This window comes from Micromonospora sp. WMMD987 (assembly GCF_029581435.1).
GTDB lineage: Bacteria > Actinomycetota > Actinomycetes > Mycobacteriales > Micromonosporaceae > Micromonospora > Micromonospora rifamycinica.
Genome location: NZ_CP120861.1, coordinates 2,200,766 through 2,225,460, shown reverse-complemented (window position 1 = coordinate 2,225,460; position 24,695 = coordinate 2,200,766). Strand labels below are relative to the sequence as shown.

The window sequence follows — 24,695 nt, the reverse complement described above, 5'->3', positions numbered from 1 at the left end:
CCTGCGTCGACGTGGCGAGGCGCGCTGTACCCGATTCCGCCACCTCGTACACGCCCGTCCGGTGTGGCGGGGTCAGAGCGCGGTCATGTCGCCGGTGTCGAGCAGCTCCGCCCGCTCGGCCTCGGGCTCCCAGAGGTCCGGCTGGGCCGGCTCCGGAGCCCCGATCCGGGTCGCCTCCAACTGGGCGGCGAAGGACAGCCCACCGAAGAGCGCCATGCCGGTGAGGTTGGCCCACAGCAGCAGCGCCATCATCCCGGTCAACGCCCCGTACGTCTGGCCGAAGCCGCCGCCGAACTTGACGTACGCGGCGAGCAGCAGGCTGGCCAGCCACCACAGGGCGGTGGCGATGCCGGCGCCGAAGAAGAGCCAGGACAGGCCGGGTTGCTTGCGCCGGGGCGCGTACCGGAAGATCACCGCCACCGCGACCACGGTCAGCACCAGGCTCAACGGCCAGCGCACCGCCTCCCAGACACCGGCGGCGAGGTCCCCCCACTCGTAGTGCCGCTGCACCGACTCGCCCATCGCCCCGCCGCCGACCAGGATCAGGAACCCGGCCAGTGCGGGTAGACCGGCCACCACGGCGAGCACCGCCGCCCGCAGGTACTTCCACAGCGCCGGGCGGTCCCGTTCCACGCCGTAGATCCGGTTCGCGCCGCGCTCGATCTGGGCCATCGTGGTGGTCAACGCCACCAGGCCGGTGATCAGGCCCAGGGTCAGCGCCAGTTCACCGGTGCGTTCGGTGCGGTCGCCGTCGCCGAGCAGGTCCTGGACCACCTGCTCGCTCTGCCCGGGGGTCAGCGCCAGCACGGTGTCGGCGACGACCCGCCCGCCCTCCTCGACGCCCAGGTCGCTGATCAGGCCGGTGAGCGCGATCAGGAACGGGACCACGGCGAGGCAGAGTTGCAGGGCGAAGGCCCGGGAGTGGCTGAACCCGTCGCCGTAGCGGAAACGGATGAACGCGTCGCGCAGCAGCTGCCAGCCCCCGGGCCGGCGCAGTGTCCGCCAGGCGTCGTCGGCGGAGAGCTGGTCCGACGCCATCAACCGGGTCTCGGGGACGAGTTTGGTGCTACTCACGGCGGGCTTCCTCGACCAGCTTCTCGCCGCGCTTCGCCGCCGCGTCGGCGTCGTGGGCCAGGTCCGGGTCCTGGGCCGGGCGCGGCACGCAGAGCCAGAGTGACGCGGGCCTGACCTCGGCGGTCAGGGTGCGCCCCGGCGCGATCAGGTCGCCGTCGAGCTGCCGGGGCTGGGGCCGGTTGCTGGTGATGACGACCCGGCGGGCCCGGTGGACCTCCATCCGGGGGACGCTGCCCCGTCGGCGGACCAGTGCCCAGCCCATGGCGAGCCAGTGGCGTACCCGGTTCGGGGTGAGCACCGCGACGTCGAGCCAGCCGTCGTCGGGCTCCGCGTCGGTGAGCAGGCGGACCCCGCCCTGGAGCCGCCCGACGTTGGCGACCAGCACGGTGCGGGCCCGGCGGCGCACCGGCGGCCGGTCGTCGATCCGGATGCTGAGCCGCATCGGCCGGTCCCGCAGGTGCTTGGCGGCCCCCACCACGTAGGCGGGCCAGCCGATCCGGGCCTTGGTCGTCTCGGAGGTGTCCGCCAGCATCTGCGCGTCGAAGCCCATCCCGGCCATCACCGCGAAGCACTGGTCGTCGACGACGCCGACGTCCAGCCGGCGTCGTCCGCGCTCGACGGCCACCTGGAGGCCGGCGGCCAGGTCGTTGGAGAGCCCCAGGTTGGCGGCGAGCAGGTTGCCGGTGCCCTGCGGCAGCACGGCGAGTTCGACGTCGGTGCCGGCCAGCGCGGTGACGCAGGCCATCACGGTGCCGTCGCCGCCGCAGGCGAAGACCAGTTCGGCCCCGGCCTCGACGGCCTGCCGGGTCTGGCCCCGGCCGGGGTCCTCGGCGGTGGTCTCGTACCAGGTCGGGGCCGGCCAGCCGGCGGCGGCGAGCGCCTCGTCCACGGTCGCGCGGAACTCGTCGAGATCGGCCACCTTCGTCGGGTTGACCACCACCGCCGAGCGCGGGGCGTGGTCGTCGCCGGCCACCGCTTGCTTCTGCTCTGCACCGTCCACGGCGTCAGTGTGCAGCACCCCGGCCCGGTCAGCGACCCGGCGACGACCGACGTTGCATTGACCGCAAACAGGTTTGAGCGGCCGGACGGGCGGGTCGGCCGCTCAGGCCGCCGTACGGAGCGCCAGCTCGATCCGTCGGCGCAGGTCGTCGAGGTCCGCGCCCGCCTCGGTCAGCGCCCGGGCACCCCGGCCGCCACTCTCGCGGAGCAGGCCGAGCAGGATGTGCTCGGTGCCGATGTGGCGGTGGCGTAGCCGGAGCGCCTCGCGCAGGGCCAGCTCCATCACCGTGCGGGAGCGGGGTGAGAACGGGCTGCCCCCCGGCCGGCGGGTCCGCCACCGGCGGCGGGGGGCCGGGACCGCCTCGCGCAGGGCGTCCGGGCCGAAGCTGTCCTCGATCCGGGCGACGATGGCCGCGAGGTCGATGCCGATCTCGCGCAGCGCGGCGGCGTCCGCCTCGTCGAGCCCGATCCCGCCGTCGCCGGTGGTCTGCCGCCGGACCCGGGCGCGCACGTCGTCGACGTCGACGCCGGCCTCGGTGAGCACCCGGCTGGCGAGTCCGTCGCCGTCGGCGAGGACGGCGAGCAGCAGGTGTGCGGTGCCGACGGGGCGTCGCCCGTCGGCCTGGGCCTGCTCGACCGCGTGGCGGACGACCGCCCGCGCGCGGTCGGTGAACCGTTCGAACATCATTCCTCCCAGGTGCCCCGGACCGCCGGTCGCCCGGCGTGCTTCTTGTGGACCGCCTGCCGGCTGACCTCGAGCGCGTCGGCGATCTCCTGCCAGGACCAGCCCTGTCGTCGGGCGTTGTCCACCTGGACCACCTCCAGCCGTTCGAGGAGCCGGCGCAGGGCGAGCACCGCGCGCAGGCCGACCCGGGGGTCGGTGCTGCCGGCTGCCGCCGCGAGTTCCGTTGCCTGACTCATGGTGTCAATCTAGGTTGACAATTCCGTGCTGTCAACCTCAGTTGACGAAATCGGCCCGCGCCGACACGACGTCGGACGCCCGGTCCCGGCCGGCGACGGTGCTACCGTCCGCTGGTGTTCCGTCGCCGCACCGCCGACCAGCCCGTCGAGGCGGCCCTGAGGCTGCCCGTCGGCCGGGTCGAATGGGAGGTCGCCGGCGGTTCCGTGGTCGGCCACCGCTACCCGGCCAACTTCGACACCCTGCACGTCGACCCGGAACTGCCGTTCGTGGCGGTGGTCGACGGCATGGGCGAGGGCGAGGGCAGCCGGATCGCGGGCACCACCGCCCGGGACACCCTGCACGAGCTGGTCCGCGCCGGCTGGCCCGCCGTCGGTGCCCGCGAGCTGCGCGCCGCGGTCACCGAGTCCCAGATCCGGGTACGCCGGGCCGGCGCCGCCCTGGACGAGCTGGCCGGCTGCACGCTGACCGCCATGCTCGCCGAGCCCGACGGCGAGCTGGCCTGGATCGTCCAGCTCGGCGACTCCCGGGCCTACCGGCTGCGCGACGGGCTGCTGGAGCTGGTGACCGTCGACCACACGATGGCCTGGCTCGGGGTGCTGCACGGCTGGTGGCCGGCGAACTCCCGGGAGGCGGCGCACGCCCGCTACCAGCTGCTGCGCTACCTGGGCCACCCCGACCGGCCTGACCCGGACCTGCTCGGGGTGCCGCTGCGCCCCGGCGACACCTGGCTGCTCTGCACCGACGGGGTCAGCGACCAGCTCGACTACCACCGGCTGCGGGAACTGCTCGCCGAGCCGGACCCGACCCGGGCGGTACGCGCCCTGCTCGCCGCGACCCTGGCCGAGGGGGGCAGCGACAACGCCACCGCCGTCGTGCTGCGCGTCCACCCGGCGACCGGCCACGCCCGGCCGCCCGGTCGGCTCCCCGATCGGCCTCCACCGCCCGCCCGGCGCGGCTAGCGTCGGTGGGGACGGCGTGGCCGTACCCTGCGGGACGCCCGGGAGGTGAACCGGATGACCGGATCCACCGGCGGACCGGTGGTGGTCGGCCTCGGGACCACGCCGACGGACCTGGACATGGTCCGGCTGGCCGCCCGGGAGGCCGCCGCGCACGGCCGGGACCTGGCCCTGGTGCACGCCTTCAACTGGGAGGCCGCCCTCGCCGGCCCGTCACTGGCCGGCAGCCGCGACACCGCCGAGGAGCTGATCTCCCGGGCCGCCACAGCCGCGAACGAGGTCGCCCCGGCGGTGCCGGTCAGCGGTGAGATCGTCGAGGGGGCACCCGTCGGCGTCCTGGTCCGCCGCTCCGAGACGGCGTTCCTGGTGGCCGTCGGGGACGGCGGGATGACCGGCTGCGGGCGGTGTGTCCCGGCCGACGCGCCGGCCGTGCAGCTCGCCGCCCGCGCCGGCTGCCCGGTGCTGGTGACCCGCCCCGAACCACCGCCCCCGGGGCCCGTGCTGGTCGGCGTGGACGGCTCACCCGGCTCCCGGGCCGCGCTCGACTTCGCCTTCGGCTGCGCCGCCCGCCGACCGGCCCGGGTCATCGTGGTGCGGGTGGTCGAGCCGGGACGACCCCACGGTGACGACGACCCGCTCGGCGCACTGGTCGCCGAGGCCCGCCGGCACCACCCGGACGTCGCCGCGGAGTGCCACACCGTCCACGGGGATCCCGGGACCGTGCTGGTGGAGCAGTCCCGGTCGGCCCAGGTGGCACTGGTCGGCGCCCGGGGCGACCAGCCGGGGCGGGGCATGCTGGGCGAGGTGAGCCAGACCCTGCTCTACCACGCGCCGGCACCGGTCATCGTCGTCCGTGGACTGGTTTCCGCCGTACCGGCCGGGGCATGACGTCCCCAGCGGCCGGGACCAACGGCCCTGACCGGTGAGCCCCCGAACGCGAAGACTGGATCTGCCCGGGGCGAAACGGCGCTTCCGGGTGCAGAACCCCCCGACCCGCGAGAGGCTTTGGCAGCATGGACACCGCTCTCGACCTGCACAGTCCCCTGACCGACGACGAGCTGCGCCGGCTGGACGCCTACTGGCGGGCGGCGAACTACCTGACCGTCGGGCAGATCTACCTGCTGGACAACCCGCTGCTGCGCGAGCCGCTCGCCCCCGAGCACGTCAAGCCCCGGCTGCTCGGCCACTGGGGCACCAGCCCCGGCCTGAACCTGCTCTACGCGCACCTCAACCGGGTCATCGTCGACCGCGACCTGTCGGCCATCTTCGTCACCGGCCCCGGCCACGGCGGCCCGGCCCTGGTGGCGAACACCTGGCTGGAGGGCACCTACAGCGAGCTGTACCACCCGGTCAGCCGCGACGAGACCGGCATGCAGCGGCTGTTCCGCCAGTTCTCCTTCCCCGGCGGCATCCCGAGCCACGTCGCACCGGAGGTGCCGGGCTCGATCCACGAGGGCGGCGAGCTGGGGTACGCCCTGAGCCACGCCTACGGTGCCGCCTTCGACAACCCGGACCTGCTGGTCGCCTGCGTCATCGGCGACGGTGAGGCGGAGACCGGCCCGCTCGCCGGGAGCTGGCAGTCCAGCCTCTTCCTCAACCCGGCCCGCGACGGCGCGGTGCTGCCCATCCTGCACCTCAACGGCTACAAGATCGCCAACCCGACCGTGCTGGACCGGATCCCCACCGAGGACCTGCTCGACCAGATGCGCGGCCACGGCTACCAGCCGTACCTGGTCGCCGGGGACGACCCGACCCAGGTGCACCAGCTCCTCGCGGCCACCCTGGACCGGGCCTGCGACGAGATCGCCGAGATCCAACGGGTGGCCCGCTCCGGCGGCACCGTCGGCCGCCCCCGCTGGCCGATGATCATCCTGCGGACCCCGAAGGGCTGGACCGGCCCGGCCCAGGTCGACGGCAAGCAGGTCGAGGGGACCTTCCGCGCCCACCAGGTGCCCATCGCCGAGGTACGCGACAACCCGGCGCACCTGGCCGAGCTGGAGCGCTGGCTGCGCAGCTACCGGCCGGAGGAACTCTTCGACGCCACCGGCGCCCCGGTCGCCGAGCTGACCGCGCTGCCGCCGAAGGGTGAGCGCCGGATGAGCGCCAACCCGGTCACCAACGGCGGGCGGGTGCTGCGCGAGCTGACCCTGCCGGACTTCCGCGACTACGCCGTCGACGTCAAGCAGCCGGGTGAGCCGGTGGTCGGCGCGGCCGGAGTGCTCGGCACCTGGGTCCGCGACGTGATCACCGCCAACCCGCAGACCTTCCGGCTGTTCGGCCCGGACGAGGTCGCCTCCAACCGGCTCGGTGCCGCCTTCGAGGTCACCGACCGGGCCTTCGACGGCCGGATCGAGGCCACCGACGACCACCTCTCCCCCGACGGCCGGGTGATGGAGGTGCTCTCCGAACACCTCTGCGAGGGCTGGCTGGAGGGCTACCTGCTGACCGGCCGGCACGGCATCTTCACCAGCTACGAGGCGTTCATCCACATCGTCGACTCGATGGTCAACCAGCACGCGAAGTGGCTGAAGGTGACCCGGGGCATCCCCTGGCGGGAGCCGATCGCCTCGCTGAACTACCTGCTCTCCAGCCACGTCTGGCGGCAGGACCACAACGGCTTCTCGCACCAGGACCCCGGCTTCATCGACCACGTGGTCAACAAGAAGGCCGAGGTGGTCCGGGTCTACCTGCCACCGGACGGCAACACCCTGCTCTCCACCATGGACCACTGCCTGCGCAGCCGGCACTACATCAACGTGGTGGTGGCCGGCAAGCAGCCCGCCCCGAACTGGCTGACCATGGACGAGGCGGTCCAGCACTGCCGGCGCGGCCTGGGCATCTGGGACTGGGCCAGCACCGACGACGGCCAGGAGCCGGACGTGGTGCTCGCCTGCGCCGGTGACGTGCCCACCCTGGAGACGCTCGCCGCCGCCGACCTGCTCCACCGGCACCTGCCCGAGCTGAAGGTGCGGGTCGTCAACGTGGTCGACCTGATGCGGCTCCAGCCGTCGTCGGAGCACCCGCACGGCCTGCCGGACAACGAGTTCGACACCATCTTCACCCGGGACAAGCCGATCATCTTCGCCTACCACGGCTACCCGTGGCTGATCCACCGGCTCACCTACCGGCGGGCCAACCACGACAACCTGCACGTGCGCGGCTACAAGGAGGAGGGCACCACCACCACCCCGTTCGACATGGTGATGCTCAACGACCTGGACCGTTTCCACCTGGTCATCGACGTCATCGACCGGGTGCCCGGCCTGGCCGCCCGCGCCGCCCACCTGCGCCAGGAGATGGTCGACACCCGGCAGGCCTGCCGCGACCACACCCGCCGGCACGGCGAGGACGACCCCCGGGTCGCCGAGTGGCGCTGGATCCGGGAGACCCAACCCGCCCAGCTGGACGGCCAGTGACACCACCCGACGCGCCCGGCGGCCCGGCCGGTCCCCCGCGCACAGCCACCCACCCGGTGCCCCGCACACCTGAGAGGACGAGACGATGACATCCGACGAGATCCTGGTCGGCTACGACGGCTCCGCCGACGCGGGGGTCGCCCTGGACTGGGCGCTGGCCGAGGCGCAGCGCAGCGGACGGCCCGTCCGCCTGGCGTACGTCTTCGAGTGGCTGACCGTCGCCGGGTGGGTCGGCCCCGGCGTGGCCCCCGGGGTGTGGCCGGACGACGCCGCCCGGCGGCAGGTCGAGGAGCTGGTGCGGCAGGCCGCCTCGGACGCCACTGCGGCCTGGCCCGGCGTCACCGTGCACAGCGGCGTCTTCGACGGCCCACCCGCGCTGGTGCTGGAGGAACGTTCCGCCGAGGCCGGGCTGCTGGTGCTCGGCAGCCGGGGCCACGGCGGCTTCACCGGTCTGCTCGCCGGCTCCACGGCGGTCTCGGTGGCCGCCCACGCGCACTGCCCGGTCGTGGTGGTACGGGAGGCGCAGGCCAAGGCCACCGGCCCGGTGGTGGTCGGCTACGACGGCTCCGAGCAGGCCCGTACCGCGCTCGGGTTCGCCGTGGAGCGGGCCGCCCAACGGGACACGGCGCTGCGGGTGCTGCGGGCCTTCGAGCCGCCGGACGACCGCTGGCGGCCCTCCGACCCGGACGCCGAGGCCCGGCTCGCGGCGGACCGGGCCGAGATCGACCAGGCCCTCGCCGGGTGGCGGGAGACCTTCCCCGAGGTGCCGGTCACGGTGGAGATCGCACCGGCCCGACCGGCCGCCGCGCTCGTCGAGGCGAGCCGGGAGGCACAGCTCGTGGTGGTCGGCAGCCGGGGCCGGGGTGGACTGCGCGGGATGCTCCTCGGCTCGGTCGGTCAGCAGCTCATCCAGCACGCGCACTGCCCGGTCGCGGTCGTCCGCGAACGCTGACCGGGGGCCGAAGGACCCGCCCGGCAGGGACCTGCACCCCGGGTGCCGGGCGGGTCGTCCGGGGCACGATGGAGGGGCATCCCCACCCCGGGGCCGACGGGGTGGGGCACGATGGGAGAAACGGAAAGGTCGTGCCGATGAGCCACCAGACGCCCGCGACGGACCGCCCGCTGACCACCGCGCTCGCGGAGGCGGCCACGACAGCCGGCTACGCCCCCTCGGTGCACAACACCCAGCCGTGGCGCTGGCGGGTCCTGCCGGACGCCCTCGAACTGCGGGTGGTCCGGGACCGGCAGCTCGCCGCCACCGACCCCGAGGGTCGCCTGCTGGCGCTGAGCTGCGGCGCGGCCCTGCACCACGCCCGGGTGGCGCTCGCCGCCGAGGGCTGGACGGCGGTGGTCGAACGGCTGCCCGACCCTCAGCAGCCGGACCTGCTGGCCCGGCTGACCGGCCTGGACCGCGCGCCGGTCGACCCGGAGGCGATGCGCCTGGTGCAGTGCATGCAGGTGCGGCACACCGACCGTCGCCCGGTCAGCGACGAGCCGGTGACCGCCGGGGTGCTCGACGGGATCGTCCGCGCGGCCGACGCCGAGGGTTCCCGGTTGCAGATCCTCGACGCCGACCAGGTGATGGAGCTGGCCGCCACCGCCTCGCACGCGGCCACGGTGGAGGCGGAGGACCCGCAGACCCGTGAGGAGTTGCAGTACTGGACCCACCGGGCCGGCACCGGCACCGGGCTGCCGCCGGAGGTGCTGCCCCACGACCAGCCGCAGACCACCGTCCCGGGACGGGACTTCGGCGGCCCCGGCGACCTCCCGGTGGGCCCCGGGCACGACAAGGCCGCCGCGTACGGGCTGCTCTACGGCGACGAGGACGAACCGGACAGCTGGCTGCGGGCCGGGGAGGCGCTCTCCGCGCTGTGGCTCACCGCCACCCGGCACGGCGCGTCGGTGGTGCCGCTGTCCGGCGTGGTGGAGGTGCCCGGCACCCGGCAGACGCTGCGGCACCTGCTCAGCGGGCTCGGCTACCCGTACCTGGTGCTGCGGATCGGGATCGCGGACCCGGCGCACGCCGGCCCGCCGCACACCCCGCGGCTGCCCGCCGCCCAGGTGGTGGACACCTCCGCGGTCCGCGACCAGCGGTCCTGACGATCTCGTACCGGGCGGTCACCGGGCGGTAACATCGCCCGCGTGACCGCCAGCACGCCGACTCCCCGTAACGAACATCCGACCCCCTCGCTGGGGTTGAGCCCGTTGTCCCGGGTCCGGCTCGACGAGTTGCTCCAGGAGATGCTGGACCGGGTCGGCGACGTGGTGACCAGCCGGGAACGGCTGCGGGCGCTGCTCGACGCGGTGGTCGGCATCGGCACCGACCTCGACCTGCGCAGCACCCTGCAACGGATCGTGCAGGCCGCCTGCGAGCTGGTCGGGGCCCGCTACGGCGCGCTCGGCGTGATCGGACCGGACCGGCTGCTGCACGACTTCATCACCCACGGCATCGACGCCGAGACGCACGCCAGGATCGGTGACCTGCCGCACGGGCGGGGGGTGCTCGGGCTGCTGATCGACGAGCCCCGCCCGGTCCGCATGCCGGACATCACCCAGCATCCCCAGTCGTACGGCTTCCCACCGCACCACCCGCCGATGCACAGCTTCCTCGGGGTGCCGGTACGCATCCGCGAGCAGGTCTTCGGCAACCTCTACCTGGCCGAGAAGCAGGGTGCCCCGGAGTTCACCGAGGACGACGAGGAGATCGTCGTGGCGCTGGCGGCGGCGGCCGGCGTGGCGATCGAGAACGCCCGGCTCTACGCGCTGGCCCACCGCCGGGAACGCTGGCTGGCCGCCACCGCCGAGATCACCTCGGTGCTGCTCGGCGAGGTACGCCGGACCGACGCGCTGACCCTGGTCGCCCGGCGGGCCCGGGAGGTCGCCGAGGCGGAACTGGCGCTGGTGCTGCTCTACGACGAGGACGCCGGCCAGTTCACCGTCGAGGTGGTCGACTCCGCGGACGGTGACACCGCGGCACTGGTCGGCGCGGTGCTGCCGGCCAGCGAGACCAGTTTCGCCGGGTCGGTGACCGAGCACCGCCGTGAGCTGCTCGACAACCTGGCCGAGGCGGCACCCTGGCCGGCGCCGGTGGTCGCCGGCCCGGCGGTGGTCTCCCCGCTCGCCGCCGCCGACACCCTGCACGGGGTGCTGGTGGTGGCCCACCGGCCCGACTCCGGCCGGGCCGCCGACGCCGACGTCACGCTGCTGGCCAGCTTCGCCGGTCAGGCGGCCCTGGCCATGGAACGCGCCCGGGGCCAGGAGGAACGCGAGCTGCTGGTGGTGCTGGAGGACCGCGAACGCATCGCCCGGGACCTGCACGACGTGGTGATCCAGCGGCTCTTCGCCACCGGGCTGCAACTCCAGAGCGGCGCGATGCACGCCCGGCCCGACGTCGCCAAGCGGATCAACACGGCCGTCGACGACCTCGACGCCACCATCCGGGACATCCGCCGCACCATCTTCGAGCTGCGCACCCCGATGAGCGCGGCGCTGCGCACCGAGATCCGGGAGGCGGTCGACGTGGCCGCCGGGTCGCTCGGCTTCCGCCCCGAGGTGGAACTCGACGGGCCGATCGACAGCGCCGTGCCGGAACCGGTCCGACCCGACCTCACCGCCGTGCTCCGCGAAGCGTTGTCCAACGCGGTACGCCACGCCGACGCCAGCCGGGTCGCCGTCACCGTCCAGGTGGACGCCGGCCGGGTCACCGTGACGGTGACCGACGACGGGGTGGGTTGCGACCCGGCCGCCGCCCGGGGCGGCCTGGTGAACCTCCGCGAACGGGCCGAGCGGCACGGCGGCGAGTTCGAGGTACGCCGGGTCGACCCGCACGGCACCCGGCTCTGCTGGTCGGTCCCGCTGCGCGACTGATCCGAGCTGCGGGCCGGTTCGGGCCAGCCGGCCGTCGGGGCGGTGGGTCAGTGGCGTTGACCGAGCAGGCGGGTGGCGAGCACCGCGGCCTGGGTGCGGCGTTCCAGACCCAGCTTGGCCAGCACGCTGGAGACGTAGTTCTTCACCGTCTTCTCCGCCAGGAACATCTTGCCGGCGATCTCCCGGTTGGTCAGCCCCTCGGCCACGTACTCCAGGATGCGCCGCTCCTGTTCGGTGAGGGACTTCAACTCACGGGGCTGCTCGACGCCGCTACGGATGCGTTCCAGCACCCGGGTGGTGATGGCCGGGTCGAGCAGCGACTGCCCGGCCGCGACCCGGCGCACCGCGTCGACCAGGTCGGTGCCCCGGATCTGCTTGAGCACGTACCCCGCCGCGCCCGCCATGATCGCGGCGAACAGCGCCTCGTCGTCCTCGTACGAGGTGAGGATCAGCCCCTTGATCGACGAGTCCACCGCCCGGACGTCCCGGCACACGTCGATGCCGTTGCCGTCGGGCAGCCGGGCGTCGAGGATCGCCACGTCGGGCCGGAGGGCGGGAATCCGCCGGGCCGCCTCCTGGGCGGAGCCGGACTCGCCGACCACCTCGATGTCGCCGCTGCTCTGCAACAGGTCGGCCAGGCCACGGCGGACGACTTCGTGGTCGTCGAGAAGGAACACCCGGATCATCCCTCGTTTCTACCCGCCCGGACCGGCCCGTGCACGGGCCGAAGGTCCCTAACCCGGCACGTCGTACGGGAAGGGCGGCCCGGCGGGTCGGGACGTCCGGCCCTGCCCGGCCCACCCCCGGGTGACCGACCGTGGAGGGGAACCACCACCGGGAACCGGGTCGGCGTCGGCCGGCCGGGGCGACGCGTTCCCCGCTCGGGGTGGAGCGGCACGAAGCGTCACGGAAGGAGCACGACCATGGGCACCGGGTACACCGAGGCGCAGCTACGGGCCGCCGCTGCGGACGCCGTCCGCGCCCCCTCCCTGCACAACACCCAGCCGTGGCGGTTCCGGCTGCGCGACGGCGGGATCGAACTCTGCGTCGACCCGACCCGCCGGTTGCCGGCCACCGACCCGAGCGGCTGGGGAACCCGGATCGCCGGCGGGGCCGCCCTGTTCAACCTGCGGCTCTCCCTGGCCGTGGCGGGCACCCCGGCGACCGTCCGGCTGCGGCCGTACCCGGCCGACCCGGACGTGCTCGCCCGGCTCGTCCCGGAACTGCCCCGTCGCCCCACCCCGACCGAGCAGAGCCTGTACGCGGCCGTCCCGCGCCGGTTCAGCAACCGGGCGCCGTTCTGGCCCGACCCGGTGCCCGCCGACGCCCGCTGGCGGCTCGGCGAGGCGGCCCGCGCCGAACAGTGCTGGCTGGAACTGGTGATCGGGGTGAGTGCCGTCAACGCCTTCGCCGAGATCGCCCGCAGCGCCCACCGGGTGCTCGAACGCGATCCCGCCTACCGGGCCGAACGCGCCGCCTGGGTACGCACCGAGCCCGCCCCCGACGGGGTGCCGGCGCGGGCCGGCGGCCCGCAGACCGAGCCGCAGGACCTGCTGCCGTCGCGCGGCTTCGGCGGCCTGAACCGCGCCCCCGGCCGCGACTTCGAGCCGGAACCCCTGGTGGCGGTGCTCGGCGCGGCCGGCAACACGGTCGTCGACCAGGTGCTCGCCGGACAGGCCTTGCAGCGGGTACTGCTGACCGCGACCGACGCGGGGCTGGCGGTGTCGATGCTGTCGCAGCCGATCGAGGTGTCGGGGGCGCGGGAAGCGCTGCGGCTGTCGCTGGGCCGGTTCGGCACCCCGCAGATGGTGATGCGGATCGGGTACGGCCAGCCGGGGGCCGTCACCCCGAGGCGCAGCGTGGACGAGGTGCTGGACGTGGCGGTGGCACCCGGCTAGACCGTGCCGGCCCGGCGGGAACCGGTGGATCAGGTCGGCCGGGTGGCGGCGAGCAGGGCGGTCTCGCGTGCCGGGTCCAGGCCGACCGGCACCCGCACCGGCCGCCCGGCGCGCGGTGGCACCGCGCCCACCCGGCTCAGCCAGCGCCAGGTGTCGCCGACCGTCCCGGCCACCGGGCGACAGGTCAGCCCGGCCGCGTACGCCCTGTCGACGCCGAGTTCCTGCAACCACCGGTACTCGTGACCCGGGGGAATCCAGACCGGCAGGTCGTTCCAGGGTTCCACGCCGGCGGCGAGGATCGGCTCCGGGTCGGTCCAGCACAGCCGGGCGTCGGACCCGGTCGTCGCCACCACCTCGGTCAGCAGCTCACCCATGGTGCTGTGCCCCGGACGGCTGACCACGTTGAACGCGCCGCCGACGCCCTCGGCGGCCCGGTCCAGGGCGAAGGTCGCCAGGTCACGGACGTCGACGTACTGCACAGGCAGGTCGGCCGGGCCGGGGACGAGGACGTCGCCACCCCGGGCCACCCGACGCAGCCACCAGGGCAACCGGCCGACGTCCTCGCCCGGCCCCAGGATCAACCCGGCCCGCAGCAGCAGCGCACGCTCGCCGAACACCTCCGTCACGGCCCGCTCGCCGCCCGCCTTGCACCGGGCGTAGTCGTCGTCGCCGGGGTCATCGGACGCCGCCTCCACCAGCGGCGTCTCCTCCGCCGCCCCGGCCGGCACCGGCGGGGCGTAGACGGAGCAGCTGGAGACGTAGGCGTAGCGCCCGGCGGCGCGCAGTGCCCGGGCGGCGTCGCGCACCGCGCGGGGCATACCGTCCCAGGTGTCGACCACCAGGTCCCAGTCGCCGCCGGCCAGCGCGGCCAACCCGTCCGGCGCGGTCCGGTCACCCCGCAACCGGTGTACGCCCAGCGGGGTCGACCCGTGTATCCCCCGGTTGAACATGGTCACCGTCCAACCCCGGCGTACCCCTTCGGCCACGATGGCGGAACCGACGAAACCCGTGCCACCCAGCATCAGCATTCTCATGCGTCCCACCCTGCCGGCGCGGAACGTCCAAGGGGCACCCTGTTCACCGGCAGCGGATCTGCCATCGGCAGAACTCACGTCCCCTCCGGCCACTGACCCACCGGACCAGCGGACCACCGCGCCACCGGACCACCGCGCCACCCGACCACCGCGCCACCGGACCACCGCGCCCACCCACCACCGGACCACCGCGCCACCGGACCACCGCGCCCACCCACCACCCGACCACCGCGCCCACCCGCCACCGGAACACCCGACACCGGACCACCGTGCACACCCGCCACCGGGCCACCGGACACCGGACACCCGACACCCGACACCGGGCACCCGACACCGGGCACCGGGCACCGGGCCACCCGACACCCGGCCCCGACCACCGGGCACCCGCCACCGGACCACCGGGCCACCGGGCCACCGGGCAGGTGTTCCGGAGAGTGGGCGATTTCTCGGATACCTGTATGACTGTCGGGCATATTCATGACACACAGGCATGAAGCTCTCTGCGAAACAACGACCACAACGGCCATGCAGCCACCAGCGGCGAGTCCGACGGTCTCTGAGGTGGGGCGCCGCCGCCCGGACGCGGAAGCTTGCCGCCGGACACGGACATCAGACGCCGGACACGGACGATCAGACACCAGGCGCGGACGGCCTGACGACGCCGCGCGGAGGATCAGAGGCCCAGGCGCGGAGGATCAGAGGCCCAGGCGCGGAGGGCCAGACGCCCAGGCGCGGAGGGCCAGACGCCCAGGCGCGGAGGGCCAGACACCCGGGCAGGCTCTGCGCGGAGTCGACCGGATCCGGTGAGCTGGAAACGGACACGGGTGACGGCGCGGACCCGCATGCCGGAATCCGGGCCCACCCCGATGCGTTACACCCGCGGACGGGCGCAGCGGCAGCCCCGCTACCCGGATCGAGCCGGCGACCGCCGACGGAATGACCCGGCACCCACGGTCGTTACACCCTCTGTACGACCGCGGCAGCGACACCCCCGGCGTCCGGCACCCGCCCCCGGCGGAATGACCGGCCACCGCCCGTCGTTACACCCCCTGCACGACCGCACCCCGCCCGGCCCGAGCGGCTACCGCACCCCACGGCAAGCCCCGCCGGGAACCCTGGTCTTCTCCGCCTCGTTCTCGTGAGCGCCCCTACGTGGTGCCAACGCCCCGCCACGCCCGTCGCCCCGGACGGACACCACCCGGCAGGGCGTCTCCCCCCGAAGGAGCAACCACCATGACCACCATCCTGCGGAAGAGCATCCTCGGTATCGCCGGTCTCGCCTTCGCCGGAGGCATCGCCGCCGGCCCGCTGCACCTCACCGACACCCCCACCGTCGACACCCGGCCCGTGGCCGTGGTGCAGGCCGACAAGCCGGCCGTGGACACGAGCAAGCTGATCCCGCACGGGGTGCAGGGCGAGCAGTCCCGCATCGACCTCGACGACGAGCAGACCGGCAACGTCAAGGCCATCATCGCCGCCACCAAGAAGACCGGCATGGACGAACGCGCCGCCGTCATCTCCCTCGCCACCGCCCTCCAGGAATCCAAGCTGAACAACCTCGGCCACCTCGGCGACCGCAACGACCACGACTCCCAGGGCCTGTTCCAACAGCGCCCCTCCTCCGGCTGGGGCACCGTCGAACAGATCACCGACCCCGAATACGCCACCACCGCGTTCCTCAAGGGCCTCAAGCAGGTCGACGGCTGGCAGGACATGCCCCTGACCAAGGCCGCCCAGACCGTCCAGGTCTCCGCCTACCCCGACCACTACGCCCAGTGGGAACAGCAGGCCGCCGACCTCGTCACCCAGCACTGGAACAGCTGACCCACACCCGCACCGTCACGACGAAGGCCCCGGCTCAGTGAGCCGGGGCCTTCGTGATGCTCTGGTGGGCGATACTGGGTTTGAACCAGTGACCTCTTCCGTGTCAAGGAAGCGCGCTCCCACTGCGCCAATCGCCCGTGGTCGAGAGCGGACGACGGGATTCGAACCCGCGACCCTCACCTTGGCAAGGTGATGCGCTACCAGCTGCGCTACGTCCGCGTGCCGCCCGGTTTCCCCGGCGACGCCCCGAACTCTACCCGATGGCAAGATCGCCCGTCCGGCGGCCCCACCCCGAAGCGGGACGCGGGTGGAACGCGCCCCGCCCCGGCCGGTCAGGCCGCCTCAGCGGTGCCGGGTCGGCCCGTCTAGCGGTACAGGATCAACGAGACGTTCGCCCCGTACTGGATCGGGTAGCCGAGCGTGATCGGCAACGTCTCGCCCAGCAGTGGCGGCGGGGGTGGCGGAGGCGGCGGACGACGCCACCACCAGAACAGCCACCACCACAGGCCGTTACCCCACCAACCCACGAAGAAGTAGTCCCCGGAGGTGAGCGCCGAGATCGGTCCCCCCGGGCTGGCCACACCGGGGCCGGTGGTGACGGAGTCCTGCCACCCGCCGGCCAGGTTGGTCACGATCCGCACGGCACCGGCGGCGTCCGCGAAGAACACGCCGGTCGGGCCGTTGGCGGGACGGGTCACGGTCAGCCGGGCACCGACCGGCACCACGCCGGTCGCGGACACGGCCACCCGGTTCCACGGGTCGGGCAGGCCGCCGCCTGCCGGGGTCACCTGCCAGAGCCGGCCGTCCAGTCCGGCGTAGTACGCCTGCACGTCGCCGTCGGTCAGCGCCGCCACCCCGCTGCCGGCCGCCGCGACACCGGACGGGCCGATGGACGACGTCTGCCAACTGCCGTTGGTCCGGCCGAGATGGCGCAGCCCGCCGTCGGAGCCGACGAAGAACGCACCCGGCCCGCCGGACCGCCACGACCCGGCGAGCACCGCGCCCGGCGGGGCGACACCGGTCGCCGAGAGGCGCTGCGGCCCGGTCCCGGGGCGCACCACCCGGTTGTACGAGGTGCCGTAGACCGCGCCGTCGACACCGACGAAGAAGACGTACACGTAACCGTCGGGGGCGGTGAACGCGGTCAACCGGGTTCCGGGGGTGGCGAGGTTGCTCGCCCCGTCGCGATAGACGGAGACGGTGGAGGTCGCGGAGCTGGTCACGGCGGCGACCAGTCCGCCCTGGGTGCCGACGGTGAACACGGCGGCGTTGCCGTCGGGCTGCCGGACGGCGCTGACGTCGGCATTGGGCGGGGCGACCACCGTGCTGCCGAACGGGGTGACTCCGGTGGCGGACGCCAGGTAGAAGCGACCGTCCCGACCGACGGTGAAGCCCACGACCTGTGACGTCGCCGCCTGTGCCGTCGCTCGGGGTGGCGCGGCCTGCGCCGCCGGTACGCGTGGCACACCGACCGCGGTGGCGACCAGCGCCAGCGCCATGCCGGTGGCCACCACGCGGCGGCGTCCGATTCTGTTGGGGATCACGGTTGTCCTTTCGGTGGACGGGAAACCATCGCCTCCAGATTCATCGCCCGACAGTCATCCAGACAACGGCGTTGGTGAATTTCTAAACCATCAGTGAAGTGCTCCAAAATCCGTTGACCCGAGCACTACAAGAGTGCATCTAGGCACGTTTTGCCTGGCCACATCAGGGTCTGACATATCCCTTCCGGAGGTTTCCCGGAAGGAGCGCCCGGCACGACCGCGCTACCTGCCACAATTATCTCCGGCCCTTTCCGGGCGTCCGGGAATTCGCCGGACAGGAGAATGCGGAGCACCGTTACGGGGCAGGTCGCGTCTCGCCGAGCCGCTGCCGGAGCTGGGCGGCGTCCGGGTGGCCGAGCCGGTCGAGCACGTCGAGGGCCTGTCGCCAGGCGGCCCGGGCGGCAGCGTCGTCGGCGGCGGCCCGGTGGCTGTCGCCGAGGTGCATCAGGGTGACCGACTCGTAGTACCGCTCGCCGGTCTCCCGCCACAGCGCGAGCGCGTGCCGGTAGCAGTCGAGGGCGTCGCGGTGCCGGCCGAGCTGGTGGTGGGCGAAGCCGAGGCTGTCCCAGGCGTGCGCCTCCCAGTACCGGTTGCCGGTCCGCTGTTGCTGCGCCAGCGCCCGCCCGCAGTAGTCCAGCGCGCGGGCGTGGTCGCCGAGCTGGATGTGGTACCAGCCGATGTTGTTGAGCGCGTTGGCCTGCCCCTGCGCGTGACCGGCGGCGGCGAACAGGCGGTGCGCCCGTTGCGCGTGGTCGAGGGCACGCCGGTGGTCGCCCTGGCGTTCCGCGAGGATGCCGAGGTTCAGCTCGGTGCGCCCGCCGCCGACCCCGTCGCCGAGTTCGGCGTACAACCGCAGGGAACGCTCCAGGTGGTCACGGGCCTGGTCGTACCCACCCAGCCGCAGGCAGGCGACGGCCCGGTTGCGGTGGGCGCGGGCCTGACCGTCCCGGTCCCCCGCCGCCGTGGCCGCCCGCAGCGCCACCTGCTGGGCATGGGACTGGTCCTGCCAGGCGCCCACCCGGTCGAGGTAGGTGTTGACGCTCCACGCCAACTGCCAGGCGTGGGTTGGCAACCCGTGCTCGGCGGCCAGGTCGACGGCGGCCAGCAGCGCCCGGTGTTCGGCGGCGAGCCACGCCCACGCCTCGTCCCGGTCGGCCGGTACGACCGCCGCCGTGCCGGGGGACGCCGCCGGCAGCGCGATGTCGTCGCGGTGCTTGTGCAGCAGCAGAGCGGCGGCGTAGGCGGTGTGCAGGTAGTGGTCGAGCAGCCGGCGCAGCGCCGCGTCCCGGGGCCTGGCGGAGTCGGTGGCCGTCGCCAGCTCGACAGCGTACGCGCGCAGCAGGTCGTGCAGGACGTACCGGCCGGGGGCGTGTTCGGTGAGCAGGTTCGCCCGGTTCAGCACCGCCAACGGCCGACGCACCTCGGCGGTGGACACGGCCAGGAGGCTGGCCGCCGCCGCGACGGACACATCGGGGCCGGGGTGCGTCCCGAGCACCCGGAACAGGTCGGCCGCCACCGGTTCCAGCCCCCGGTACGACCAGGACAGCACCGCCCGCACGTCGACGTTGGCCTCCCCACTGCTGAAGGCGTCGAGAGCGCCCCGGGTGGCGGTCAGCTCGGCGGCCAGCCGGGCGAGGCCGAACTCCGGGTAGGTGGCGGCCCGGGCGGCCACGATGGCCAACGCCAGCGGCAGCCCGGCCGCCGCGGCGACGATCCGGTCCACCGCCTCCGGCTCCGCCGCCACCCGGTCCCCGCCCAGCCGGCGGGACAGCAGCTCGCGCCCCTCCGCCGGGGACAGCAGGCCCAGCGGCAGCGGGCGGGCACCCTCGGCGGCCACCAGCCCCGGCAGGTGGTTTCGGCTGGTCACCAGCACCAGGCAGCCCGGTGAGCTGGGCAGTAGCGGACGCACCTGGTCGGCGTCGCGGGCGTTGTCCAGCAGCACCAGCATCCGCCGGTCGGCGAGCAGGCTCCGGTACAGCGCGGCCTGCGCCGCCAGCGCCGCCGGGATGCGCTCCGGGGGCACCGCGAGCGCCTCCAGGAACCCGGCCACCGCCTCGGCCGGGCTCAGCGCGGGCGACTCGGGGTCGTACCCGCGCAGGTCGACGTGGAGATGGCCGTCCGGGAACCGGTCGGCGACCTGGTGTGCCCAGTACACGGCGAGGGCGGTCTTGCCCACCCCGGCCGTACCGACGATGGTCGAGACGGGCACGGTGCCCGGCGGACCGGGCGGCTCGGTGAGCAGTGCGGTGAGGGCGGCCAGCGGCGCGGACCGGCCGGTGAAGTGCCGTACCGCCGCCGGTAGCTGCCGGGGCACGAACGGAATCCGCCCGCCCGGCCCGGCGGCCGGTGGCACGGACCCGGTGTCTTCCGGCCGGCCCCGCTCGGCGCGGGCGGCGGCGAGCCGGTCCTCGGCCCGCGCCGCGTCCGCCGCTCCCAGCATCCGCCAGTACGCCGCCTCCCACCGGGCCGGGTCGGCCAGCCCGGCGGGCAGCCGGATGCCGGTCTGTTCGGCGTACGCGACACAGGCCCCCAGGAAGTCGGCGACGAAGTCCCGGTCGGGAAGCGACTTGGCGTTGAGCTTGTCACTGAGGGTGGAACGGGCCAGCGGCCTGCCCCGGCGGGCGGCGACCGCCACCAGCGTGTTCAGCGACGGGCCGCCGGCGAGCTGCCGTAGTCGCCGCAACTCCTCGGCGAACGCGCGCAGCGCGTCCCGACCGGTCTCCCCCACTGCACACCCACCCGCCGTCGCGACGTCCCTCGGCAGAACCGGAGCCAGGATAGGCATCGCATCGACACGGAGCGATCACCTCCCATCAGCCGGGAGGGTGCGCACGTACGGGCGGGGTTCCGGCTCCCCGGTCACGACAGCGGCGGCGAGGCCCGGGCGGTGACGGGGTGGATCGGGGAAAGCAGCAGGGCCACCTTCCGAAAGTGGAAGATGGCCCTGCTGACCGTGTGGGCGATACTGGGTTTGAACCAGTGACCTCTTCCGTGTCAAGGAAGCGCGCTCCCACTGCGCCAATCGCCCGTGCTTGTTACCGAGGTGGGGACGGGATTTGAACCCGCGTACACGGCTTTGCAGGCCGTTGCCTCGCCTCTCGGCCACCCCACCGAGGTTGCCCCCGTCAATACGTGGCGGCAGCTCCGAGCGGACGACGGGATTCGAACCCGCGACCCTCACCTTGGCAAGGTGATGCGCTACCAGCTGCGCTACGTCCGCGTGCCCCCGGGCTCACCCGGTGACGGATGGAAACTCTAGCCGAGCGGTCGGACCGATGCCAACTCGGGCCGCCCGACGGCGCGTCCGGCCGACGCGCGGGTGCGCGCCGCCACCACCCGTAGAGCATCCTAGGAGGTTGGGTCGCTGGCTCGGGTCGCGCCCGTCCGCCCAGGCCGCGGTGGATGTCCCCGACGCGCCGACGGCGTGCTGTCCGGCTTCCGACTCCGACCTGCCCGATCGGGCGGCTCGGTAACTCCCTGTGCTCGCACGGATAGGTTACCGTAGCGGCGTGACGAGACGTGCCGCCGCCGATGTCCGCCTGGATTCCCTGCTGCGCACCGCGTGTGACGTGATCGTCGAGCGTGGACTCGCCAACACCCGCACCGCCGACGTGGCCGCCGCCGCCGGAGTCAGCCAGGCACTGGTCTTCTACCACTTCGCCACCAAGGAACGGCTGCTCGCCCAGGCCTTCGCGTACGCCGTCGAGCAGGAGCTGGCCCGGCTCGACGCGGTGCTCCGCTCCGCCACCCCGCCGCTGACCAAGCTCCGGCGCATCCTGCGCCTCTACACCCCGACCGGCCGCCCCTGGACGATGTGGATCGACGGCTGGGCCGAGTCGCTGCGCACCCCGGAACTGGAGAAGGTCTGCCGTCGGCTCGACCTGCGCTGGCGGCAGGACCTGGCGGCGGTCATCTCGGCCGGGGTGGCCGAGGGGACCTTCGACTGCGCCGACCCGGCCGGGGCAGCCTGGCGGATCAACGCGGTGATGGACGGGCTCGCCGTCCAGCTCGCCGTCCACCAACGGGTCATCTCCCGACGGCAGTTCGGTGAGTGGATCCGGCTGGTCACCGCCCGGGAACTGGGCCTCGACCCCGTGCAGCTCGTCTGAGTCGAGCGCCCCGCGGCCATTGCCTCCGTCGAGCCGGCCTGGTATCCACGTATGCGCATGCGTACCCACGCCTGCCTCGGGCCGGCGTCGCGCCGGTCCCGCTCCCACAAGGAGGTTTCGTGCCCAGACCGGAGTGGACACCCCGAACGAGCCGGCTGCGACGCCGGCTCGTTCCCGTATTGGCGACCACCGCCGTGGTCGCCGCCCTACTGCCCGGCGGGGGCACCGCCACGGCCGCGCCGGGCGGCACCCCGGCCCCGGGCCGCTCCGGCTCGTTCGCCGACGACCACCACCAGGCCGCCGACGTCGACAACCGCACCGGCACCGCCACCCCCGACGCCCGGCAGCGCGGCCTGGCCCGGGCAGCCGACGCCCCGGTCCGGTGGAACCGCTTCGGCACCCCGCACGCCCTCGGCCCCGCCCGGCTCGCCACCGGCCTGCCGACCGACCCGGAGGCCGCCGCCCGGCGCTACCTCACCGCGCAGCGGGACCTGTTCGGGCTGGACACCGACGCGGTGACCGCGCTGGACCGGGTGCTGGTACGGCGGATCGGCGACGGAGCGGTGGTCACCCTGCGGCAGCGCTTCGGGGACCTGCCCGCCGGCCACGACGGCCTGGTGACCGTGGCGGTCGCCGACGGCACCGTGCTCTCGGTCAGCTCCTCGCTGTCCCGGGACGCCTCGGCCCCCGCCCCGGCCACCCGCACCGCCGAGCAGGCGTACGCCGCCGCCCTCGCCGACGCCGGCCTGGACGCCGCCGGGGTGGCCAGCCACCGGGTGCGGCAGGTCGCCGTGCCCACCCCGGTCGACGGCAACCGCGCCGCGTACGAGGTGACCCTGATCGGCCGGGACAGCGACCACCCGGCCGCCTTCACCACCTACGTCGACGGGATCACCGGGCAGGTGCTGGTCCGCGAGGACCTGGTCGACTTCGACTCCGACAACCCGAGCTGGGCGGTCTACCCGGCCACCCCGCCGCAGGACCTCGCCCCGGGGCAGGACCCCCGGGTCCGCTGGTGCGCCAGCCCGGCACCCGACTGCGCCGCCGCCTTCCGCGACCCGGCGGGCGGGCAGCCCTGGGACGTCGACCTCGCCACCGGAGCGCCCAGCGGCACCACCCGGGGCAACTCCGCCAACACGGTGGTCTCCTGGGGGGCGGGCAGCCCCATGGTCAACGCCCCCGACCGCCCGGACCGGCGGTACGAGTACCCGTTCACCGACCAGTGGCACCAGTCCCGCTGCAACCCGGCGGTGTTCACCTCCGCCCAGCGCAACGACGCCGACGCCGCCACCGCCAACCTGTTCGCCATGCACAACCGGATGCACGACTGGGCCTGGCACCTCGGCTTCACCGAGGCCACCTGGAACCTCCAGGCGGTCAACGTCAGCGGCGCCGGGCTGGGCGGCGACGCCGAGCAGGGACGGGCCCAGCAGGGCGCGCTGAGCGGCAACCGGAACAACGCCAACCAGTCCACCCCGCGCGACGGGCTGCCGCCGAGCACCAACATGTACCTGTGGCAGCCGCAGGCCGGTGGGCCGTACCCGCCGTGCGTCGACGGCGACTACGACATGACGGTGATCGGCCACGAGTACACCCACGCGATCACCAACCGGATGATCGCCGGCCCGGACAGCGGGATCGGCGGCCACCAGGGCGGGGCGATGGGCGAGTCGTGGAGCGACCTGCTCGCCGCCGAGTACCTGTACGAGCACGGCCTGCGCGCCCCCGGTGAGACGCCCTTCGTCACCGGCGGTTACGTCACCGGCAACCTGGTCAGCGGCATCCGCAACTACGACCTGAGCCGCAGCCCGCTCAACTACTCCGACGTCGGCTACAACACCGGCGGTCCGGCGGTGCACGCCGACGGGGAGATCTGGGGCGCGACCAACTTCCGGATCCGCGCCGCCCTGGTCAAGAAGTACGGCCTGGGCACCCCGCAGCGGCAGCTCGACTGCGCCCAGGGCCGGGTGGCCGCCGACAACTGCCCGGGTAACCGGCGCTGGGTGCAACTGGTCTTCGACTCGTTCCTGCTCCAGGCGGCCAGCCAGGTCAGCATGCTGGACATGCGGGACAACCTGCTCACCGCCGACCGGCTGCGCTTCGGCGGGGCCAACCAGGAGCTGATCTGGGCCGAGTTCGCCCGCTCCGGGATGGGCCGGGACGCCGCCACCCTCGGCGCCGCCGACACCGACCCCACGCCCAGCTTCGCCAGCCCGGCCGGGGGCAACGCCACGCTGACCCTGCGCCCCCGGGGCGACAGCACGGACGCCCCGGTCCGGCTCTACGTCGGCGACTACGAGGCGCGGGCCACCCCGGTCGCCGACACCGACCCGGCCACCCCGCTGCCGGCCACCTTCGAGGCCGTCGCCGGGACGTACCAGGTGCTGGCGGTCGCCCCCGGCTTCGGCCACCAACGCCTCGAGGTGGTCGCGAAGGCGGGCCAGCAGGGGTACGTCGACCTGCGGATGAGCCGCAACCTGGCGTCCACCGCCTCCGGGGCGGTCATCACCGGCGACGGGGTGAACCTCGACCGGATCGGCGACGACACCGAGGCCACCAACTGGGCGTCGCTGACCGGGGTGGCCGGCCGGCAGGTCACCGTGGCCCTGCCCGGCACCGCACCGCAGCCGGTGCAACGGGTCAACGTCAGCGCGATGCTCCGCCCGGCGGTCACCGGCGACGTCGACCCCGGCGCGCAGAACGCGCTGAGCGCGCTGCGGTCGTTCGCGGTGTCGGCGTGCAACGCGACCACCACCGACTGCGCCGACCCGACCCGCTGGACCCGGATCTACACCAGCGCCGACGACGCGTTCCCGGGCGGGAGGTACCGGGCCTACAGCCGGGACATCATCCTGCGGTCGTTCCGGGTGCCCAGCACCGTGGCCACCCACGTCCGGCTGGAGGTGCTGGCCAGCCAGTGCACCGGCGGGCCGGCGTACGCCGGTGAGCAGGACGACGACCCGGCGACCCGGACCGACTGCGCGACCGCCAGCCCGGCGCGCGACCAGGTGCGGATCGCCGAGTTCCAGGTGTTCGCGAAGTGAAACCCGCC

At 74.1% G+C, this 24,695-nt stretch carries 18 protein-coding genes and 5 tRNA genes; 10 read left to right on the top strand and 13 right to left on the bottom strand.

The window, feature by feature from the left end; all coding sequences use genetic code 11:
- Window positions 1-72: 72 nt before the first annotated feature.
- The 4 genes from O7612_RS09790 to O7612_RS09775 all read right to left on the bottom strand — a co-directional run bounded on the left by O7612_RS09790 (window position 73) and on the right by O7612_RS09775 (window position 2,994).
- Complete coding sequence (locus O7612_RS09790) at window positions 73-1,074, bottom strand: YihY/virulence factor BrkB family protein (RefSeq protein WP_282272414.1); 1,002 nt, start codon at window positions 1,072-1,074, stop codon at window positions 73-75.
- Entirely contained in the window at window positions 1,067-2,074 is a 1,008-nt protein-coding gene (locus O7612_RS09785) for a diacylglycerol kinase family protein (protein ID WP_282272412.1), read from the bottom strand. Before O7612_RS09785 ends, O7612_RS09790 begins: the two co-directional genes overlap by 8 nt.
- A 102-nt stretch (window positions 2,075-2,176) precedes the next feature.
- Window positions 2,177-2,758: a Clp protease N-terminal domain-containing protein gene (locus O7612_RS09780; protein ID WP_282272410.1), complete on the bottom strand. Its 582-nt coding sequence runs from the start codon at window positions 2,756-2,758 to the stop codon at window positions 2,177-2,179.
- Complete coding sequence (locus O7612_RS09775) at window positions 2,758-2,994, bottom strand: HTH domain-containing protein (protein ID WP_067310060.1); 237 nt, start codon at window positions 2,992-2,994, stop codon at window positions 2,758-2,760. The genes O7612_RS09780 and O7612_RS09775 overlap by 1 nt, the downstream gene beginning before the upstream one ends.
- Before the next feature lie 114 nt (window positions 2,995-3,108).
- Between O7612_RS09775 and O7612_RS09770 the strand changes: the two genes are divergently transcribed.
- From O7612_RS09770 to O7612_RS09745, 6 genes are all read left to right on the top strand, one after another.
- Window positions 3,109-3,954 carry a PP2C family serine/threonine-protein phosphatase gene (locus tag O7612_RS09770; protein ID WP_282272408.1) on the top strand — a complete coding sequence of 282 codons (846 nt, stop codon included), beginning with the start codon at window positions 3,109-3,111 and terminating at the stop codon, window positions 3,952-3,954.
- Between the two features lie 54 nt (window positions 3,955-4,008).
- Window positions 4,009-4,839 carry a universal stress protein gene (locus O7612_RS09765; protein ID WP_282272407.1) on the top strand — a complete coding sequence of 277 codons (831 nt, stop codon included), beginning with the start codon at window positions 4,009-4,011 and terminating at the stop codon, window positions 4,837-4,839.
- 125 nt (window positions 4,840-4,964) lie between these two features.
- Window positions 4,965-7,367, top strand: a complete 2,403-nt coding sequence (locus O7612_RS09760; protein WP_282272405.1) for a phosphoketolase family protein — start codon at window positions 4,965-4,967, stop codon at window positions 7,365-7,367.
- 85 nt (window positions 7,368-7,452) lie between these two features.
- The gene (locus O7612_RS09755; protein ID WP_282272403.1) at window positions 7,453-8,319 is read left to right on the top strand and encodes a universal stress protein; all 867 of its coding nucleotides are present in this window, start codon (window positions 7,453-7,455) and stop codon (window positions 8,317-8,319) included.
- A gap of 137 nt (window positions 8,320-8,456) precedes the next feature.
- Entirely contained in the window at window positions 8,457-9,467 is a 1,011-nt protein-coding gene (locus O7612_RS09750; protein WP_282272401.1) for a nitroreductase family protein, read from the top strand.
- A gap of 96 nt (window positions 9,468-9,563) precedes the next feature.
- Window positions 9,564-11,234 (top strand): GAF domain-containing sensor histidine kinase, encoded by a 1,671-nt coding sequence (locus O7612_RS09745; RefSeq protein ID WP_282273861.1) that lies wholly within the window; start codon window positions 9,564-9,566, stop codon window positions 11,232-11,234.
- 47 nt (window positions 11,235-11,281) lie between these two features.
- On the opposite strand, the gene O7612_RS09740 is transcribed toward O7612_RS09745, so the two are convergent.
- Window positions 11,282-11,920, bottom strand: a complete 639-nt coding sequence (locus tag O7612_RS09740) for a response regulator transcription factor (protein ID WP_091251953.1) — start codon at window positions 11,918-11,920, stop codon at window positions 11,282-11,284.
- Window positions 11,921-12,157: 237 nt separating this feature from the next.
- Between O7612_RS09740 and O7612_RS09735 the strand changes: the two genes are divergently transcribed.
- Window positions 12,158-13,132, top strand: coding sequence for a nitroreductase (locus tag O7612_RS09735; protein WP_282272399.1), 975 nt, complete (start codon window positions 12,158-12,160; stop codon window positions 13,130-13,132).
- Window positions 13,133-13,161: 29 nt separating this feature from the next.
- Here O7612_RS09735 and O7612_RS09730 read toward each other — a convergent pair whose 3' ends face one another.
- Window positions 13,162-14,166 (bottom strand): NAD-dependent epimerase/dehydratase family protein, encoded by a 1,005-nt coding sequence (locus tag O7612_RS09730; RefSeq protein WP_282272397.1) that lies wholly within the window; start codon window positions 14,164-14,166, stop codon window positions 13,162-13,164.
- Between the two features lie 1,233 nt (window positions 14,167-15,399).
- Here O7612_RS09730 and O7612_RS09725 point away from each other — a divergent pair.
- Window positions 15,400-15,990 (top strand): hypothetical protein, encoded by a 591-nt coding sequence (locus tag O7612_RS09725; protein ID WP_282272395.1) that lies wholly within the window; start codon window positions 15,400-15,402, stop codon window positions 15,988-15,990.
- Window positions 15,991-16,052: 62 nt separating this feature from the next.
- Here O7612_RS09725 and O7612_RS09720 read toward each other — a convergent pair.
- From O7612_RS09720 to O7612_RS09690, 7 genes are all read right to left on the bottom strand, one after another.
- A tRNA-Val gene (locus O7612_RS09720) sits at window positions 16,053-16,127 on the bottom strand.
- Between the two features lie 9 nt (window positions 16,128-16,136).
- Window positions 16,137-16,209: transfer RNA gene (locus O7612_RS09715), tRNA-Gly, on the bottom strand.
- 146 nt (window positions 16,210-16,355) lie between these two features.
- Window positions 16,356-17,534, bottom strand: a complete 1,179-nt coding sequence (locus O7612_RS09710) for a hypothetical protein (protein ID WP_282272393.1) — start codon at window positions 17,532-17,534, stop codon at window positions 16,356-16,358.
- A gap of 295 nt (window positions 17,535-17,829) precedes the next feature.
- Window positions 17,830-20,262, bottom strand: a complete 2,433-nt coding sequence (locus tag O7612_RS09705) for a tetratricopeptide repeat protein (RefSeq protein ID WP_282272391.1) — start codon at window positions 20,260-20,262, stop codon at window positions 17,830-17,832.
- A 228-nt stretch (window positions 20,263-20,490) separates the two neighbouring features.
- Window positions 20,491-20,562: transfer RNA gene (locus O7612_RS09700), tRNA-Val, on the bottom strand.
- Between the two features lie 13 nt (window positions 20,563-20,575).
- Window positions 20,576-20,646, bottom strand: a tRNA-Cys gene (locus O7612_RS09695).
- Between the two features lie 35 nt (window positions 20,647-20,681).
- Window positions 20,682-20,754 (bottom strand) — tRNA-Gly (locus O7612_RS09690).
- 289 nt (window positions 20,755-21,043) lie between these two features.
- Between O7612_RS09690 and O7612_RS09685 the strand changes: the two genes are divergently transcribed.
- Together O7612_RS09685 and O7612_RS09680 are read left to right on the top strand one after the other, a co-directional pair.
- Window positions 21,044-21,643: a TetR/AcrR family transcriptional regulator gene (locus O7612_RS09685; protein WP_282272389.1), complete on the top strand. Its 600-nt coding sequence runs from the start codon at window positions 21,044-21,046 to the stop codon at window positions 21,641-21,643.
- Between the two features lie 119 nt (window positions 21,644-21,762).
- Complete coding sequence (locus tag O7612_RS09680; RefSeq protein WP_282272387.1) at window positions 21,763-24,687, top strand: M36 family metallopeptidase; 2,925 nt, start codon at window positions 21,763-21,765, stop codon at window positions 24,685-24,687.
- Window positions 24,688-24,695: the final 8 nt, after the last annotated feature.